Raw genomic sequence first — 16,308 nt, forward strand, 5'->3', positions numbered from 1 at the left:
CGATATTTCCACTTCTCACTTCTTACTTCTCACTTCTAACTGTTTTTCTATTTTTTCTTGGTTGCGTTGAACAGTTTCAGTATTTCTTCAGTCAGATCCGCTTTATCGTCAAGATAAATCATGGTTTCGTTTCTGACAAATACAGCTGTGTAGGCATTTTTGCGGCCGTATTCCTGGGTCACCTTGACGATCTCGTCGACTATCCGGTTCGTCAGCTCGTCGTTTTTTGCCTGAAGATCATCCTGGGCATCCTTGAGAAAGCGCTGATATTCCTTAAGCCGCTGCTGGTAATCCTTCTCTTTTGCATTGCGGGCCGTCTCAGAAAGAAGAACGCTCTGTTTTTCAAGCTCTGCCTTCAGTTTTTTCAATTCATCTTCTTTGGCATTCTTCTCGGTTTCATACTTGTTGGCCTTCTGGGCAAGCTGCTCTTTGGCATCTTTCCCGGCATTGGAAAGAAGCAGCACCTTCTGGATATCCACAGATCCTATTTTCACTGCATCTGCAGCAAAAGCAGCAGATGTAAGAGCGATGGAGGAAAGAGATATGGCCAATGCAACGATGATCTTTTTCATGTGTTTCTCCTTTATATGAGTTAGAAAAAGCTTCCGATTGAAAATTCAAACCTGCCGCTGGCTTTGTCGATACCATCGCGTGGGTTGACGGGAATGCCGTATTCCAGGCGCAACGGGCCGATCGGCGAAAACCAGCGAATGCCGCCGCCATAGCTGGCTTGAAACTTGGTGAAAATGTCCCGGGTGCCGCTATAGGCATTGCCGGCGTCGAAGAACACCACACCCTTCACCCCAACATCCTTCAACAGCGGGAATTGGTACTCGGCGTTGAACACAACTTCCGAGTCCCCACCGATGAAAACCCTGTTGGCGGCGGTGGCAATACCTGTTACACCAGCGGGAACGGGGGGAGGGACAATGGACGGGCTGACGGTCCTGCCGCTGTAGCCGCGCAATGTGTTGATCCCGCCCAGATAGAATTTCTCATCGATCGGCACGTCTTTTCCCACATTCTGGATATAACCGAACGTGCCGCGCAAGGAAAATACCGTGCCCAAGCCAACGGGATAAAATAGTGCATTTTCACTGATATAACGCGCATACCTGTTGCTGCCGCCAATGCCGGCAAATTCAGCGGACAAGGTGTTCATCATGCCGCTGGAAGGGTCGAGGCGATAGTCGGTGGTGTTTCTCGTTATGCTGGCGCTGATTGCGCTGGTGGTTCCCGACGTTTCGGTCGTCACCGTGCCGTTTCTTATACTGTCGAGCAACGCCTGGGATTCGTTGAAAATTTCTTTCTTCTCGAATTTATAGATCCAGAAGGTGCTGAGGTTGTCGCTCAGGGGATAGCCTGCTTTGATGTCAGCGCCGGTAACGCGGCGGGTAAAATCCAGATATTCACGCTCCGAGCGATAAACGTCGGTGCCAAGGGTCCATCTGCTGTCGAGAAAATATGGATCGGTAAGCCCCACGTTATAGGTCTGCGTTTTTCCACCGATGGAAGCAGCAGCGGTTGCCTTGAGACCGAGGCCGAGAAAATTTGCCTGCTGTACCGATCCCTGGCCGATTATACCGTCGAGGGAACTGTAACCGGCACCGATACTGAAAGTCCCGGTCGGCTTCTCCTTGACGTCGACATTCAAATCCAGTTTGTTGTCGGCGCTCCCCTTGACGGTGGCGAGATTAGCCTCCTCGAAGAAACCGAGGTTCATCAGGTTCTGCTTGCTCCGCTTCAAGGCGGTGGAACTGTACAGGTCGCCTTCCGCAAGCTTCAGTTCGCGGCGCACCACCTTGTCACGGGTCTTGGTGTTGCCGCCTATGTTTATCCGGTCGATATAGACCTTTTCACCTTTTTCCATATCAAAGGTTATGTCGATGGTCTTCTGTTCCGGATTTACCTTCGAGAGCGGAGTGATATTGGCAAAAGCATACCCCTTGTCGGCATAGAGGTCGGTCAGGGTAAAGACGTCGCCACGCAATGTGCCACGGCTGAATACCTCGCCTGTCTTCATCTTTATCTTTTTGTTCAGGTCTTCGGCGTTTTCCAGCAAATCCCCTTTAAAGCCCAGAGCACCGGTCCTAAACTGTTCACCCTCGGTTATGCCGATGATCACGATCAGCCCGCTCTTGTCCTCAAGGACCCCGACCGTCGGCTCGCCAATCTTGACATTAATATAACCGCTGTTGAAATAGAGATCGGCAATGAGATTCACATCATTTTTCAGGACCTCTTCCTTGTAGGTGCCTGCACTGGTAAGCCAGGAGAACATCCACTGTTCCGATGTCTCCATCACTTTTTTGAGTTTCTTGGCGGGAAAAGCCTTGTTACCTTCAAACTGAATGGTCTTGATAAGGACCTTTTTCCCTTCCGTTATCTTGAAGAGAACCTTGACTTCGGTTTCGGAACGTTTCTCTACGGTTCCGTCCACCTCTGCCAGGTAATACCCGTCATCAGCATAAAGCTTCTTGATCTTTTTGATGCTCTTGGTCAATTCCTTGGGTGAAAAAATGGTGTTCGACTTGATTTCAACGGCTTCCTTGATCTTGTCCAGGGAAAGCTCCTTGTTGCCGTCGATCTTGATCTCCCGAACAACCGGTTTTTCCACCACGATATAGGTTAGAACCAACCCCTTATCGCCTTTTTCCCGGGTTGCTTTTACATCCTGGAAATAACCAAGTTTGAAGATGGCGCGAACATCATCGTCCACCTTCTCGGAAAAGAAGCTATCACCATTCTTCAGTTTTATACTGTTCAAGATAGCCGCGGTTTCGATCCTCCGGTTCCCCTTAATCAGAACCTGGTCAATCTTCTCCTCTTCGGCAAAGGCTGTGCAGCAAAAAAGGGCGACAACCGTCACTATGAAAACTATTCTCTTGATAACCTCGAACAAAGGTCCCCCGAAAAGCGGTCGGCAGTCGGCGGTCGATGGTTTACACCGCCCATCCCTTTACCGTCCAACGACCGATTTTAACTGATTTTACCGCCGACCGCCGACTGCCGACCGCCGACCGATTCTAACTGATTTTCCCATCTACCAGGCGTATGGTCTTGCCCATTCTGTCAGCAAGCTTCTCGTTATGGGTTACTATTATGAGTGTCAGCCCTTTTTTCCGGTGGATCTCGTTCAAAAGGTCATGAACCTCGTCGCTGGTTTTCATATCCAGGTTACCGGTCGGCTCGTCGGCCAACAGCAGTTTCGGCGAACGCACCAGGGAACGGGCAATGGCGACCCGCTGCTGCTCTCCGCCGGAAAGCTCGCCGGGCTTGTGAGTCAGGCGATGTGACAAACCCACATCCCGCAACAGTTCTTCCGCAATCGCTTCAGCTTCGCCCCGCTTCATCCCGCCGATCAAAAGGGGCATCATGGCATTTTCCAATGCGGAAAATTCGGGGAGAAGATGATGAAACTGGAAGACGAAGCCGATGGAACGGTTTCTGAATGCCGCCAGCGCCATCCCGCCCAGCCTGAAGATTTCCTCTCCGTTGAACAGCACCGTACCTGACGTGGGAGTGTCAATGGTTCCAAGCACGTGGAGCAGGGTGCTTTTGCCGGCGCCGGAAGCCCCAACAAGAGCTATGGTCTCGCCGGCAGTGACGTTAAGGCTGATGCCACGCAACACCTCCACCTTTGCCGCACCGGTTCCGTATGACTTGTAGAGATCGCGGACCTCCAGCAGGTTACTCATAGCGAAGCGCCTCCGCGGGGGCCATCCGTGATGCCTGCCATGACGGGTAAAGGGTCGCGACAAAGGAGATCAGCACTGCGGTGACGGAAATGAGGATCACATCCGACGGAATCACCAGCGAAGGGAAATGGTCCAGATAGTAAATGTCCTTGCTGAACAATTGGAAACCGGTCAGCCGCTGAACGGCATTAACAATCGGCTCCAGGTTCAGCGCCACGAGCAGGCCGCTCAACACGCCGATCACCGTGCCGAGCACGCCGATAATAATACCCTCGAAAACAAAGATACGCATGACGCTTCTGCTGGTGGCACCCATGGATTTAAGGATGGCGATATCTCGTGTTTTTTCCATCACCACCATGAACAGGGTGGAAGCGATGCCGAAAGCCGCTACCAGAACGATAAGGGTCAAGATGATAAACATCACCATTTTTTCGGTCTTCAGCGCAAAGAGGATGTTCTTGTTCATCTGCATCCAGTCCCTGGCAAAATATGGATAGCCGATTTCGCTGTTGATCCTGCGAACAAGCATACCGGTTTTATAAACATCCTCGACCTTAAGCTGGATTCCGGTAACGGCCTTCCCCATCCCGAGGAACGCCTGGGCCTCATCAAGCCCCACGTAGGCAAGCGTTGAATCGTATTCGTACATACCGGTATTGAATATGCCCACAACCCGGAACCGTTTCATCTTCGGCATCATCCCCAGCGGCGTGATGTTTCCCATGGGGGACACCACGTTAACCGTATCGCCGAGGAACAGGTTGAGGTTTTTCGCCAGTTCCTTGCCTATCACCACGCCGGGGGACGGAGCTTCGCTGCTGTTGAGCGGCAACGGCGCCGGGCGATCCAGGTCTGCCAGTTTTCCCTCGACAACGGCCTTGTGCAGATTGGTCACCTGGGCATCGGACTTTGTATCTATGCCGCGGAGGACTACGCCCGACACATTCTTGCCGGTGGTGAGCATCACCTGGCTATAAATGAACGGCGTTGCCGCAACAACACCCTTCAGCCCCATCAGCCGTTCCGTAAGACGCGGGTAATCTTCGATGCCGTCACTGCTCTTCAGCACCACGATATGGGCGTTGGTGCCGAGGATCTTATCCTTCAGGTCCTCTTCAAAGCCGGTCATAACCGCCAGGACGATGATCAGGGCCATCACCCCCAGCGCCACACCGGCAACGGAAATAAGGGTTATCAGCGAAATGAAGGTAGATTTGCGCTTCGCCTTGAGATAGCGGAGACCGATGAAGAGTTCAAATGGCATTTATTTCACTTCTTTCCGCAATTGCGGGAAGAGAATGACGTCACGGATTGAAGGCGCATCGGTAAGGAGCATCACAAGGCGGTCTATGCCGATCCCCTCGCCCGCAGTGGGCGGCAGGCCGTATTCAAGAGCCCGGATGTAGTCCTCATCCATGTAGTGGGCCTCTTCGTCGCCTTTCGCCTTGGCCGCGACCTGGGCAAGGAAACGTTCCTTCTGATCCACCGGATCGTTGAGCTCGGAAAATGCGTTGGCCATTTCCCGTCCGGCGCAGAAAAACTCGAAACGGTCGACAATCTCCGGGTCATGGTCGTTTTTGCGGGACAGTGGGGACACCTCGGTTGGATAAGCGGTGATGAACGTCGGCTGGATCAGTTTGGTTTCTGCGACCTCCTCGAATATTTCGGTAACCAGCTTGCCGTAGCCGATATCCTCTGGGAGGTCGAGCCCGATCCGTTTTGCATAGGCAAAGGCCATGTCGCGGTCTTCGAGTGATTTGGCATCGATATCCCCGTACTCCAGGATCGCTTCCTTGACGGTAAATCGTTTCCAGGGGCGCTGAAAGCTGATAGGCATTCCCTGGTAACTAAAATCGAGTGTGCCGAGCACGTCATGCGCCACATGGCAGAGGAGCTCTTCCGTAAAGTTCATCAGGTCTTCGAAGGTAGCGTAAGCCTGGTAAAACTCCATCATGGTGAACTCGGGGTTGTGGCGGACGGAAATCCCCTCGTTGCGGAAGTTGCGGTTGATTTCAAAAACCCGGTCGAGCCCTCCCACCACCAGCCTCTTCAGGTAGAGTTCCGGCGCGATGCGAAGAAAGAGTTCCATATCGAGCGCATTGTGGTGGGTAACGAAAGGGCGTGCCGTGGCTCCCCCGGGAATCTGCTGCATCATCGGCGTTTCGACTTCGAGGAAGTCGTTTTTTACCATGAAGGCACGGATCAGATTAACAATCCTGGAACGCTTGGCAAAAACCTCGCGCACTTCGGGATTGACGATGAGATCCACATAACGCTGGCGGTAACGGGTCTCCACATCGGTAAGACCATGAAACTTCTCGGGCAAAGGAAGAAGGGATTTTGTCAACAACCTTATCTCCAGTACATGGAGAGAAAGCTCGCCGGTTTTGGTGCGAAACGGGTAGCCGACAGCGCCGACAATATCGCCTATATCAAAGGACTCAAACTGGCCGAAAACCTCATCGCCGATTGCGTCTTTCTTCACATAGAGCTGGAAGCGCCCCTTGCGATCCTGCAACTGGACAAAAGCCGCCTTGCCGAAAGAGCGGCGGGCAATGATCCTGCCGGCTACTACAAAATTGGGCGGATCTTCATCAATGGTCTCCGAACCGCCATAGGCGGCAAACAGATCAGCCGAAGTATGCTGCGGCTTAAAGTCATTGGGATAAGGGTTTACCCCCGCCTCCCACATGGTGTCAACCTTACGTCTTCTCTGCAACAACAATTCACTCAACTCTTCTATCGCCACATTAACACCTTTCTCAAAACGCCCGTCCAGTCGGTTTCACAAACCGACAAATTAGCGTATTTCATCGCGTTAAGTCAAGGAAAAACGGGGTAACCGAACCGGCATAAATATGCGATGTACAGGCAAAGAGATGTTGACACATAACTGGATGCACGTGTAAAAATAAAGCCATAATTTATCAGGAGGTCACAGAACAAGAATATGGCAATCGAACCGAATAAAGTCATCTACTCCATGATAGGGGTAAGCAAGTTTTACGACAAAAAACCGATACTGAAAGACATCTACCTCTCCTACTTCTACGGCGCCAAGATCGGCGTACTCGGCTTGAACGGCTCGGGGAAAAGCTCCCTCCTCCGGATCCTTGCCGGCGTGGACAAGGAGTTCAACGGCAAGGCGGTCCTCTCCGCCGGTTACACGGTGGGCTTCCTCGAACAGGAACCAAAGCTGGACGAGACGAAAACCGTCCGCGAGATCGTTGAGCAGGGGGTACAGGAAACCGTCGACCTCGTTAACGAATTTAATGAGATCAACGCCAGGTTCGCCGAACCCATGTCCGACGACGAGATGACCAAACTCTGCGACCGCCAGGCCGAAGTGCAGGAAAAACTGGACCACCTTGACGCCTGGGACCTGGACGCCCGCCTGGAAATGGCCATGGATGCGCTGCGCTGCCCCCCGGGCGAGACAAAGGTTGCGGTGCTCTCCGGCGGTGAAAAACGGCGCGTGGCCCTTTGCCGGCTGCTCCTGCAGAAACCGGATATCCTGCTGCTCGACGAACCGACCAACCATCTGGACGCCGAGTCCGTAGCCTGGCTGGAGCATCACCTGCAGCGCTATGCAGGCACGATCATCGCCGTCACCCATGACCGCTACTTCCTCGACAACGTGGCCGGCTGGATCCTGGAGCTGGACCGGGGCCAGGGCATCCCCTGGCAGGGGAACTACTCGTCGTGGCTGGAGCAGAAACAGCAGCGCCTCTCCCAGGAGGAGAAGGCCGAGACCGAGCGGCAAAAGACCCTCCAGCGCGAGCTGGAATGGATCAAGATGTCTCCCAAGGGACGCCATGCCAAGGGAAAGGCGCGCATCAGCTCCTATGAACAGCTCCTTACCCAGGATAGCGAAAAGCGCGCCAAAGACCTGGAGATATACATCCCGCCCGGGCCGCGTCTCGGCGATATCGTTGTCGAAGCGGACAGCGTCAGCAAAGCCTATGGCGACCGGCTCCTCGTTGAAGGAATGAGTTTCCGCCTGCCGCCGGGGGGGATCGTCGGCGTTATCGGCCCCAACGGCGCCGGCAAGACCACGCTGTTCAGGATGATTACCGACCAGGAAGAGCCTGACAGCGGAAACATCCGAGTCGGTGAAACCGTGAAACTCGCCTACGTCGACCAGAGCCGCGACAACCTCAACCCGGAGCAGACCATCTGGGAAGCGATCTCCGACGGCCAGGACATCATCCAGCTCGGCAAGCAGACGGTCAACTCCCGCGCCTATGTCGGCCGCTTCAACTTTTCCGGCGCCGACCAGCAGAAGAAGGTGGGTATGCTCTCCGGGGGAGAGAGAAACCGGGTGCACCTGGCCAAGATGCTCAAGGAGGGGGGAAACGTCATCCTCCTCGACGAACCGACCAACGATCTGGACGTGAACACCATGCGTGCGCTGGAAGAAGCCTTGGAAAACTTTGCCGGCTGCGCCGTGGTCATCAGCCACGACCGCTGGTTTCTTGACCGGATCGCCACCCACATCCTCGCCTTCGAAGGGGACAGCAAGGTGGTCTGGTTCGAGGGGAACTATTCCGAATACGAAGAAGACCGCCACGCCCGGCTCGGCACCGCCGCCGACCAGCCGCACCGGATCAAGTACCGGCAGTTGACCCGGGTATAAAATCTGGTTCTTCCAGAAAAGCCGAGAAGCTGGCGGAGGCTCGGGAGTGGAGGGAAGGGACCGAGCGGCGAGCGGACACCCGACCGCCGCTTCCATAGTCAACGACGAATAGCGCCAAGACCATCACGAATAGTAGGAAACCGATGAAGGTCCGCAGCTCGGGCTCAACCGAAATGGACGAGTCTCCGCCAGCTCCTTACCGGTAATGCTCAACGAATGAAAAAAGGCCATCTCACTTAGAGGTGGCCTTTTGTTTGTGATGCATCGTGAATAGCACAAGCTAAATGATCTTGTTCAGCGGATACTCCACAATCCCCTCCGCCCCCATCTTCAAGAGCTTCGGTACAATGGAACGAACCTCCTTCTCGGGGAGGATGCTCTCGATGGAGACCCAGTCGGAGTTATACAGGTGGGAAACCGTCGGGTTGTTCAGGCTGGGGAGGATTTCGGTGATGGCGTCTACCGCACTGTTCGGCGCATTCATCTTGAGCCCCACCATCCCCTCGGCGGCCAGAGCCGACTTGAGCAAGGTGGCTATCTGCTGGATTTTGGCTTGTTTCCAGGGGTCTGCCCAGGCCGCCTTGTTGACGATCAGCACCGGCACCGACTCCATCAGATCGCAGACGATGCGCAGATTGTTGGCCCGGATGGTGGAACCGGTTTCCGTGACCTCGACAATGGCATCGCAGAGACCGTCCACTACCTTAGCTTCGGTCGCCCCCCAGGAGAACTCCACCGTCACCGGGATGTTCCGCTCGGCGAAGTAGCGCTTGGTGAAACCTACCAGTTCGGTGGAGATAGTGGCGCCGTGGAGGTCTTCCGGCTTTTGCACCGGTGAGTCCTGACTCACTACCAGCACCCAACGGACCGGTCGGCGTGACACCTTGGAGTAGACCATCTCGCAGACTTCAATCACATCGGAATCGTTTTCCCGCACCCAGTCGCGGCCGGCAATCCCCACGTCGATGGTGCCGCGCTCCACGTATTTGCCCATCTCCTGGGGACGGATCAGCTTGCAGTTCATCTCCTCGTCGTCGATGGTGGGAAAGTAGCTGCGGGATGATATCCCCACCTGCCAGCCCGCCTGCTTGAACAGGTCAACGGTTGCATCTTCCAGACTACCTTTAGGAATACCGAATTTCAGGATATTGGACATAACGTTCCTTTCATGCTGCGTGCTGCGTTCAGGGTGCTTCTACGTCGCACGTCATTTTTTGTAGACTTCGTTCGGATCAAAGAGCGGGTTCGAATGCTCGACCCATTCACCGTTTTCCCATTTCACGTAAAAACAGCTCCTGTTGCCGGTGTGGCAGGCGGCAGGGCCGTTCTGCTTCACCTTGATAACCACCGTGTCCGCATCGCAGTCGGTGAGGACCTCCTTCACCTCCTGGGTGTTCCCAGACTCCTCGCCCTTCATCCAGTACTTGTTGCGGGTACGGCTGAAGAACCAGGTTTTCCCGGTTTCCAGGGTCAGGTTCAGGGTCTTCTCATCCATGAAGGCCACCATCAGTACCTCGCCGGATTCATGGTCCTGAATGACCGCTGGAATCAATCCTCCCATCTTTTCAAAATCAAGCTTGATCATGTCTTTTTCAATCCTTCCTTGGCGTATTGCTTAAAAATATCTTCTAATACACCGGCGGCATGGCCGATGTCAACAGATTAACGCGGAAACCTCTTTGTGCTGTTTTCTCCCAGCCCCATACACCACCTCGTAAGTGGCGGGTATACCATCTGCATTTGCGTATTTACTTCGATAAACATCCATCATTTCCAGCATGACTCTCCGCCCGGCAAGGCCACGCGGGGCAACAGGCGCGGCATTTCCCGCACCGATCCGCTTCAGGGAGCGCAGTAACGCAGACACATCGGCATGATATTCCAGTTCAAGCTCGGCATCTGCCCGACAATGGCTGAACCCGGCGCATTCCAGCGCGGCTGCGACATCAGTCGCTGCAAAGAAGCGGTGGGTCCGGTCCTCGCCCTGCTGTGACGCATTGTTTAACGCCAGGCGGTAGGAGTCCTTTAATTCAAAGAGGGTGCGTTGGCCGAAGAGTGCAAAGCAAAAAAGCCCTCCCGGCGCCAACACCCGCCACGCCTCCTTGAAAGCCAGTTCCAGGCTGGTCAGCCATTGGTAGGTCGATGTGGAAGTAACCAAGTCGAATACACCGTCAGCAAAGGGAAGTGACTCGGCATCGGCTGTGACGAGTTGCACACGTCCGCAGTCCTTGAAATTGGCCCGCGCCGTCAGACACATACCGAAAGCAAGGTCTGCTCCGACGGCCCGCAACTTCGGATATATCCTGTGTAAACCAGCCAGCAACCGGCCCGTGCCGGCACCGACATCGAGCACAAGTTGCGGTTCGCCCGCTTCCCGCTGCACCTCTTTGAGCACGTGTCCAACCACCCGTTTCTGTACCAGGGCATGGCTGTCGTAATCTTCCGCCTGCCGATGAAAGGCAGCCTTTACCCTTTTTCTGTCGATAGTTTCAGTCATATATTTCTTATATTGTATGCATGGAATGCATTTTGGTGAACGGTCTTATTTGAAAATACTCTGTGATTTTCTCTGTGTCTCCGTGGCTCTGTGGCCTAACTGCCGTTTTAAGGTTTAACGACAAAAAACCTATGATTTTAATCCGCTTTTTCTGCGTTAATCTGCGTCCGTTTGCTCTTTGCTTTTCTCCATTTCTGTGCATCATCGACAAATGTTTTCCTGGAACTCCCGCAGAATGCGGTTAAACTCAGCAGGCTTGGTCATGAACGGCGCATGGCCGCTCCCTTCGATGATCCGCAATGTGGACAGAGGAAGCCGTTCCGCCATGAAGCGTGAGGCGGCCGGCAGACAAATGTTGTCTCTGGCGCCATGGATAAGGAGCACCGGCCGGTCAACCAGGCCAAGTTGAGGTCGCAAGTCTGCATCGGCCAGGGTTTTAAGCGATTGTCTCGCCGGCTCCGGCCCAGGCGAGCGCCCCCCCATTAAGATCTCGTGGACGATCCGCTGGTACTGCTCCCGGTCCAGCTCTTCCTCGGCGAACATTCCACGGAAAAAATCACCCATGGTTTTCTGGTAGTCACGCTTGAGGCGAAGCCCCATTCCCTTCACCTCCACCGGCGGCAGCCCGAAGGGGTAATCCTCGGCAGCACTGAATTTTGGTGTTCCTGACACGAGCACCAGCCCGGCAAGTCGGGGACGGAGAGCGGGGAACGCCTGCAATACCACCTGCACCCCCATGGACCAGCCGACCAGAACGGCATCAGTCAAGTCAAGAGAGGTGAACAGCGCAACAACGTCATCGGCAAAATCATCGATAGCATATCCGTCCATCGGCGCAGTCGACTGTCCATGGCCGCGCAGGTCCATGGCAATAAACCGGCGGGAAGCTGCCAGTTCCTGCTGGAAACGCCACACCCGACCCGACATGGCCCAGCCGTGGATAAAGACCAGCGGACGGCCTTCACCGACATCTTCATAGTGGATGGTTACACCATCTCTTGATGCAAAATTCGGCATTATTCACATCCTGAAATTCGAATACACAGCCACAACCGTTAAATTACCCCCAGCTTCTCTCCTATTGCCGTGATTGCTGTGATCGCCTGATCCAGATCGTTCTCGCTGTGGGTCGCCATAAGTGTGCAGCGCAGCCGGCAACTCCCGGCAGGAACTGTCGGCGGCCTGATCCCCTGGACAAAGACCCCCTCTTCCAAAAGAAGCCGGGAAAACTCCATGGTTTGCTGCGCACCTCCGACATAGACAGGAACGATCTGGGTTTCGCTCCCCATGGTGTCAAAACCGACAGCCTGGAGTCCAGCCTTGAACCGTATTGTGTTTGCCGCTAACGCCAGCCTGAGTGCTGCACCTGACGGTGAATCCACCAGTTCGAAAGCGGCCTGGGATGCAGCCAGAACCGCCGGCGGCAGCGAGGTGGAAAATATGAAACTGCGCGCCCGGTTGACCAGGTAATCAATGATTTCCCTTGAGGCGGCGGCATAGGCGCCGAAAGAGCCTAAAGCCTTGCCAAGGGTCCCCATATGAATATCCACCTCCGCCATCACCCCGCACTGCTCGGCACTCCCCCGCCCACCGTCGCCAAGAACGCCTGTGCCGTGCGCATCATCAACCATAAGCAGGGCATCGAATTCCTTTTTCAGGGCAACCAGTTCCGAAAGCTTCGCCAGGTCTCCGTCCATGCTGAACACCCCATCGGTAACGATGAGACGCCTGCCGGAAGCAACCTCCGTATCCTCCAGCAATCGGCGCAGCACTGAAATATTGTTATGGGGATAGCGGACAAACCGCGCCCGGGAAAGGAGAGCACCGTCAACGATGCTGGCATGGTTGAGCCTGTCTGAAAAGATCACGTCTCCCCTGCCGGCGATGGCAGAAATGATGCCGGTATTGGCAGCATAGCCGGAATTGAAGACAAGCGCGGAGTTCGTCCCTTTGAATGCAGCAATACGCGCCTCCAGCGCTTCATGGAGTTCCATCGTGCCGGAAACAAGACGCGATGCGCCGCTGCCGACCCCATAACGCTCAACCGCCCTTATTGCAGCTTCCTTAAGCAGAGGATGGTCCGCAAGCCCGAGGTAGTTGTTGGAACAGAGCAGCAGTACCTCTCGGCCATCAAGTACAGCCCGTTTTGACTGATTCCCTTCCACCAACCGCATCGAGCGGAAAAGCCCTTCCATGCGCAAAGCAGCGAGTTCTTCGGCAAATGTCTGCACAAAAGCTCCTTTACCAGGATATGATATCCCTGCTTAAACCTTGTAGCACAGACACACCCGCTTCGTCAACCAGCCAGGCTGCATAGGTTAACAATCGATGGTTATGACGGAATAAGTTCGATCACGGTGACTTCCGGCGGGGAGAGAAAACGGATGGGGGGGCCCCAAGTGCCGGTACCCCGGCTTACATAGAGGGAAGAATATTGCGTCATTTGAGAATAACCGCTTTTGACCGGGTAGAAGAGATGGGTAACAAGATTGAACGGGAAAATCTGCCCTTTATGAACATGGCCTGAAAGCTGGAGGTCAAAAAGGCCGACGTTTCCATCCTCCACTGCAGGCCGATGCTTTAGGAATACATTAAATTTATCCCGAGAAAGCTTTGATAGAAGCGCTTTTTCATCTACATGGCCGGCAACGTTGCCCGAGCCCCCTGCAGGGTCATCAATCCCGGCAATATTAACTAAACCTGCGACAGTTGCCTGTTCACCACGGAGAATCTTGAATCCGGACCGTTCTGTAAACTCAAGAGCCTGCTTCAAACCGGCATAGAACTCATGATTACCTGTTACGGCGAATTTGCCGTATCGTGGCGTAACCCCCTTAAATAGCTCAGCAAGTCCTTTCAGTTCATTTATCTGCCCGTCGACCAGATCACCGGTGGAAACCAGAATATCCGGGTCGGCCGCCCGAACCGTGTCAAGAATCCGTATCAATCGTTCCTCACGGACAATCAACCCCAGGTGAACGTCTGAGATCTGAACGATGGTCAGCTTCTTGATTGTTTTTGGAATTTTCGGACTGGAAATAACTACACGTTCTGTCCTGATGTTCCTTGCCTCAAAATAGCCGTAGAAAGCGAACAGAATTCCACAGCCAAGAGGGACAAAAAACGCAGGCGTATTTGCCGAGGCAAGATAGGTAAAATCCTTACGCAGTATGTATCCTATGACTTGTAGAAGTATGTTGTAAAAATCGAGGACCAGCGCTGATGAAAAGAAGAGAAAGAGAATACCCATCCAGCAATAGCCTGTGTATGCCAAGAATCTGGCCAGAGACTCATATTTGTCCCTTTCAGCCAGTCGAACAAGCAGCGGCGCCAAAGCCAGAACAGAAAAAAAGAACGTAAGTATTGCAGCTGTCACAGTTCCAAACCCAACGGCTTGCCTGGCTTTAAAGAACGTGTAAACGTGAACGCTGCCGTAAACAATAAAAAATGTCAGAAAGAATAAACTCATTAAACACTTGATCCGATAATTGACGTCCTGGCTTAGATTCTGCAATACACTGTAACAGACTATTTTGAAAAGCCTACTATTATTGTCTTGCATGCACTGGAGCAGAGTAATTCTCGATATTCTCGATATTGGCAGCCGAAGAGAGATTGAGGACGCAAAAAGCCCCACCTCTCAAAAAAGAAGTGGGGCTTTTAAATTAAATCCCGGCGGCGACCTACTCTCCCACACAGCTACCCGTGCAGTACCATCGGCCCTGAGAGGCTTAACTTCCGTGTTCGGGATGGGAACGGGTGTGACCCTCTCGGCATAGCCACCGAGAAACTTGTCGCGCTTTGCGCGTGTTCTAGGTTCAAGGTTCTATGTTCAAGGTTTAAACCTAGAACGTAGAACGTTGAACCGACTTTATCTCGGCAATCGCATATTTGTTTGATTTGCAGTACGGTTTTTTGATTGATTTATATTGGGGGGTGGGTTACCACCCCCCTTTAAGTTATTTTTTATGGTCAAGCCTCACGGCCGATTAGTACTGGTCAGCTAAACACATTGCTGTGCTTACACACCCAGCCTATCAACGTTGTGGTCTACAACGGGCCTTTAGGGGATTGCTCCCAGGGATACCTAATCTTGAAGGAGGCTTCCCGCTTAGATGCTTTCAGCGGTTATCCTTTCCGTACGTAGCTACCCAGCGACTGCTCCTGGCGGAACAACTGGAACACTAGAGGTACGTCCATCCCGGTCCTCTCGTACTAAGGACAGCTCTTCTCAAGTATCCTACGCCCACGGTAGATAGGGACCAAACTGTCTCACGACGTTTTAAACCCAGCTCGCGTACCGCTTTAATTGGCGAACAGCCAAACCCTTGGGACCTACTTCAGCCCCAGGATGCGATGAGCCGACATCGAGGTGCCAAACCTCCCCGTCGATGTGAACTCTTGGGGGAGATCAGCCTGTTATCCCCGGCGTACCTTTTATCCGTTGAGCGACGGCCCTTCCATACAGAACCGCCGGATCACTAAGACCTACTTTCGTACCTGCTCGACTTGTTGGTCTCGCAGTCAAGCTCCCTTATGCCTTTACACTCTACGGCTGGTTTCCAATCAGCCTGAGGGAACCATCGCGCGCCTCCGTTACTCTTTGGGAGGCGACCGCCCCAGTCAAACTACCCACCAGACAGTGTCCCCGACCCGGATAACGGGCCTGGGTTAGACACCCAAAACAACCAGGGTGGTATTTCAAGGTTGACTCCACCGATACTGGCGTACCAGCTTCAAAGTCTCCCACCTATCCTACACAAGCTGTTTCGAATGTCACTGTCAAGCTGTAGTAAAGGTGCACGGGGTCTTTCCGTCTTACCGCGGGTACTCGGCATCTTCACCGAGAATTCAATTTCGCTGAGCCACTGGTTGAGACAGCGCGGAAATCGTTACGCCATTCGTGCAGGTCGGAACTTACCCGACAAGGAATTTCGCTACCTTAGGACCGTTATAGTTACGGCCGCCGTTTACCGGGGCTTCGGTTCAAAGCTTCGCCTTGCGGCTGACAAATCCCCTTAACCTTCCGGCACCGGGCAGGCGTCAGACCCTATACGTCGACTTTCGTCTTTGCAGAGTCCTGTGTTTTTAGTAAACAGTCGCTACCGCCATTTCTCTGCGACCCTCTTCGGCTTCACGTGCGAATCGCTACACCTGATGAGGGCATACCTTCTCCCGAAGTTACGGTATCATTTTGCCGAGTTCCTTAACCAGTGTTCTCTCAAGCACCTTAGGATTTTCTCCTCACCCACCTGAGTCGGTTTACGGTACGGTCACCTGCTGTCTGAAGCTTAGAGGCTTTTCTTGGAAGCATGGGATCAACGACTTTGTGAGCATACGCTCTCGTCATCACGCCTCAGCGTTAATGGGAAAAGGGATTTACCTCTCTTCCCCGCCTACACGCTTAAACCGGGACGTCCAGCACCCGGCTCGCCTACCCTTCTCCGTCCCCCCATCGCAACAACAGGTGGTAC

General features: G+C 53.7%; 12 protein-coding genes and 2 rRNA genes (1 of these 14 cut by a window edge). 1 reads left to right on the top strand and 13 read right to left on the bottom strand.

The features are described from left to right. Window positions 1-47: 47 nt before the first annotated feature. The 5 genes from GURA_RS16460 to lysS form a co-directional block, all read right to left on the bottom strand. Window positions 48-572, bottom strand: coding sequence for an OmpH family outer membrane protein (locus GURA_RS16460; RefSeq protein ID WP_011940060.1), 525 nt, complete (start codon window positions 570-572; stop codon window positions 48-50). Window positions 573-592: 20 nt separating this feature from the next. After that, the gene (bamA, locus tag GURA_RS16465; protein ID WP_011940061.1) at window positions 593-2,902 is read right to left on the bottom strand and encodes an outer membrane protein assembly factor BamA; all 2,310 of its coding nucleotides are present in this window, start codon (window positions 2,900-2,902) and stop codon (window positions 593-595) included. Window positions 2,903-3,026: 124 nt separating this feature from the next. Then, complete coding sequence (locus GURA_RS16470; RefSeq protein WP_011940062.1) at window positions 3,027-3,698, bottom strand: ABC transporter ATP-binding protein; 672 nt, start codon at window positions 3,696-3,698, stop codon at window positions 3,027-3,029. Beyond that, window positions 3,691-4,965 carry a lipoprotein-releasing ABC transporter permease subunit gene (locus GURA_RS16475; RefSeq protein WP_011940063.1) on the bottom strand — a complete coding sequence of 425 codons (1,275 nt, stop codon included), beginning with the start codon at window positions 4,963-4,965 and terminating at the stop codon, window positions 3,691-3,693. The genes GURA_RS16470 and GURA_RS16475 overlap by 8 nt, the downstream gene beginning before the upstream one ends. Continuing rightward, window positions 4,966-6,444 carry a lysine--tRNA ligase gene (gene lysS / locus GURA_RS16480; protein ID WP_041246082.1) on the bottom strand — a complete coding sequence of 493 codons (1,479 nt, stop codon included), beginning with the start codon at window positions 6,442-6,444 and terminating at the stop codon, window positions 4,966-4,968. A 207-nt stretch (window positions 6,445-6,651) separates the two neighbouring features. Here lysS and ettA point away from each other — a divergent pair, with 207 nt between their 5' ends. Beyond that, window positions 6,652-8,337, top strand: a complete 1,686-nt coding sequence (ettA, locus tag GURA_RS16485) for an energy-dependent translational throttle protein EttA (RefSeq protein ID WP_011940065.1) — start codon at window positions 6,652-6,654, stop codon at window positions 8,335-8,337. A 280-nt stretch (window positions 8,338-8,617) separates the two neighbouring features. On the opposite strand, the gene hisG is transcribed toward ettA, so the two are convergent. The 8 genes from hisG to GURA_RS16530 all read right to left on the bottom strand — a co-directional run. Then, a complete protein-coding gene (hisG, locus tag GURA_RS16490; RefSeq protein ID WP_011940066.1) occupies window positions 8,618-9,493 on the bottom strand; it encodes an ATP phosphoribosyltransferase in 876 nt (291 codons plus the stop codon). Between the two features lie 51 nt (window positions 9,494-9,544). Further along, a complete protein-coding gene (gene hisI / locus GURA_RS16495) occupies window positions 9,545-9,922 on the bottom strand; it encodes a phosphoribosyl-AMP cyclohydrolase (protein WP_011940067.1) in 378 nt (125 codons plus the stop codon). A gap of 69 nt (window positions 9,923-9,991) precedes the next feature. Beyond that, window positions 9,992-10,834, bottom strand: coding sequence for a methyltransferase domain-containing protein (locus GURA_RS16500; RefSeq protein ID WP_011940068.1), 843 nt, complete (start codon window positions 10,832-10,834; stop codon window positions 9,992-9,994). A gap of 201 nt (window positions 10,835-11,035) precedes the next feature. Further along, on the bottom strand, window positions 11,036-11,851 hold the full coding sequence (locus tag GURA_RS16510; RefSeq protein ID WP_011940069.1) for an alpha/beta fold hydrolase: 816 nt from the start codon (window positions 11,849-11,851) through the stop codon (window positions 11,036-11,038). A 38-nt stretch (window positions 11,852-11,889) separates the two neighbouring features. Further along, window positions 11,890-13,065 (bottom strand): 8-amino-7-oxononanoate synthase, encoded by a 1,176-nt coding sequence (gene bioF / locus GURA_RS16515; RefSeq protein ID WP_011940070.1) that lies wholly within the window; start codon window positions 13,063-13,065, stop codon window positions 11,890-11,892. A gap of 101 nt (window positions 13,066-13,166) precedes the next feature. Continuing rightward, window positions 13,167-14,303 carry a metallophosphoesterase gene (locus GURA_RS16520; protein WP_011940071.1) on the bottom strand — a complete coding sequence of 379 codons (1,137 nt, stop codon included), beginning with the start codon at window positions 14,301-14,303 and terminating at the stop codon, window positions 13,167-13,169. Window positions 14,304-14,504: 201 nt separating this feature from the next. Then, window positions 14,505-14,621: ribosomal RNA gene (gene rrf / locus GURA_RS16525) — 5S ribosomal RNA — on the bottom strand. A 181-nt stretch (window positions 14,622-14,802) separates the two neighbouring features. Next, a 23S ribosomal RNA gene (locus GURA_RS16530) occupies window positions 14,803-16,308 on the bottom strand; it runs 1,468 nt beyond the window's last position.

Origin of the sequence: Geotalea uraniireducens Rf4, from assembly GCF_000016745.1 — a bacterium.
Classification (GTDB): domain Bacteria; phylum Desulfobacterota; class Desulfuromonadia; order Geobacterales; family Geobacteraceae; genus Geotalea; species Geotalea uraniireducens.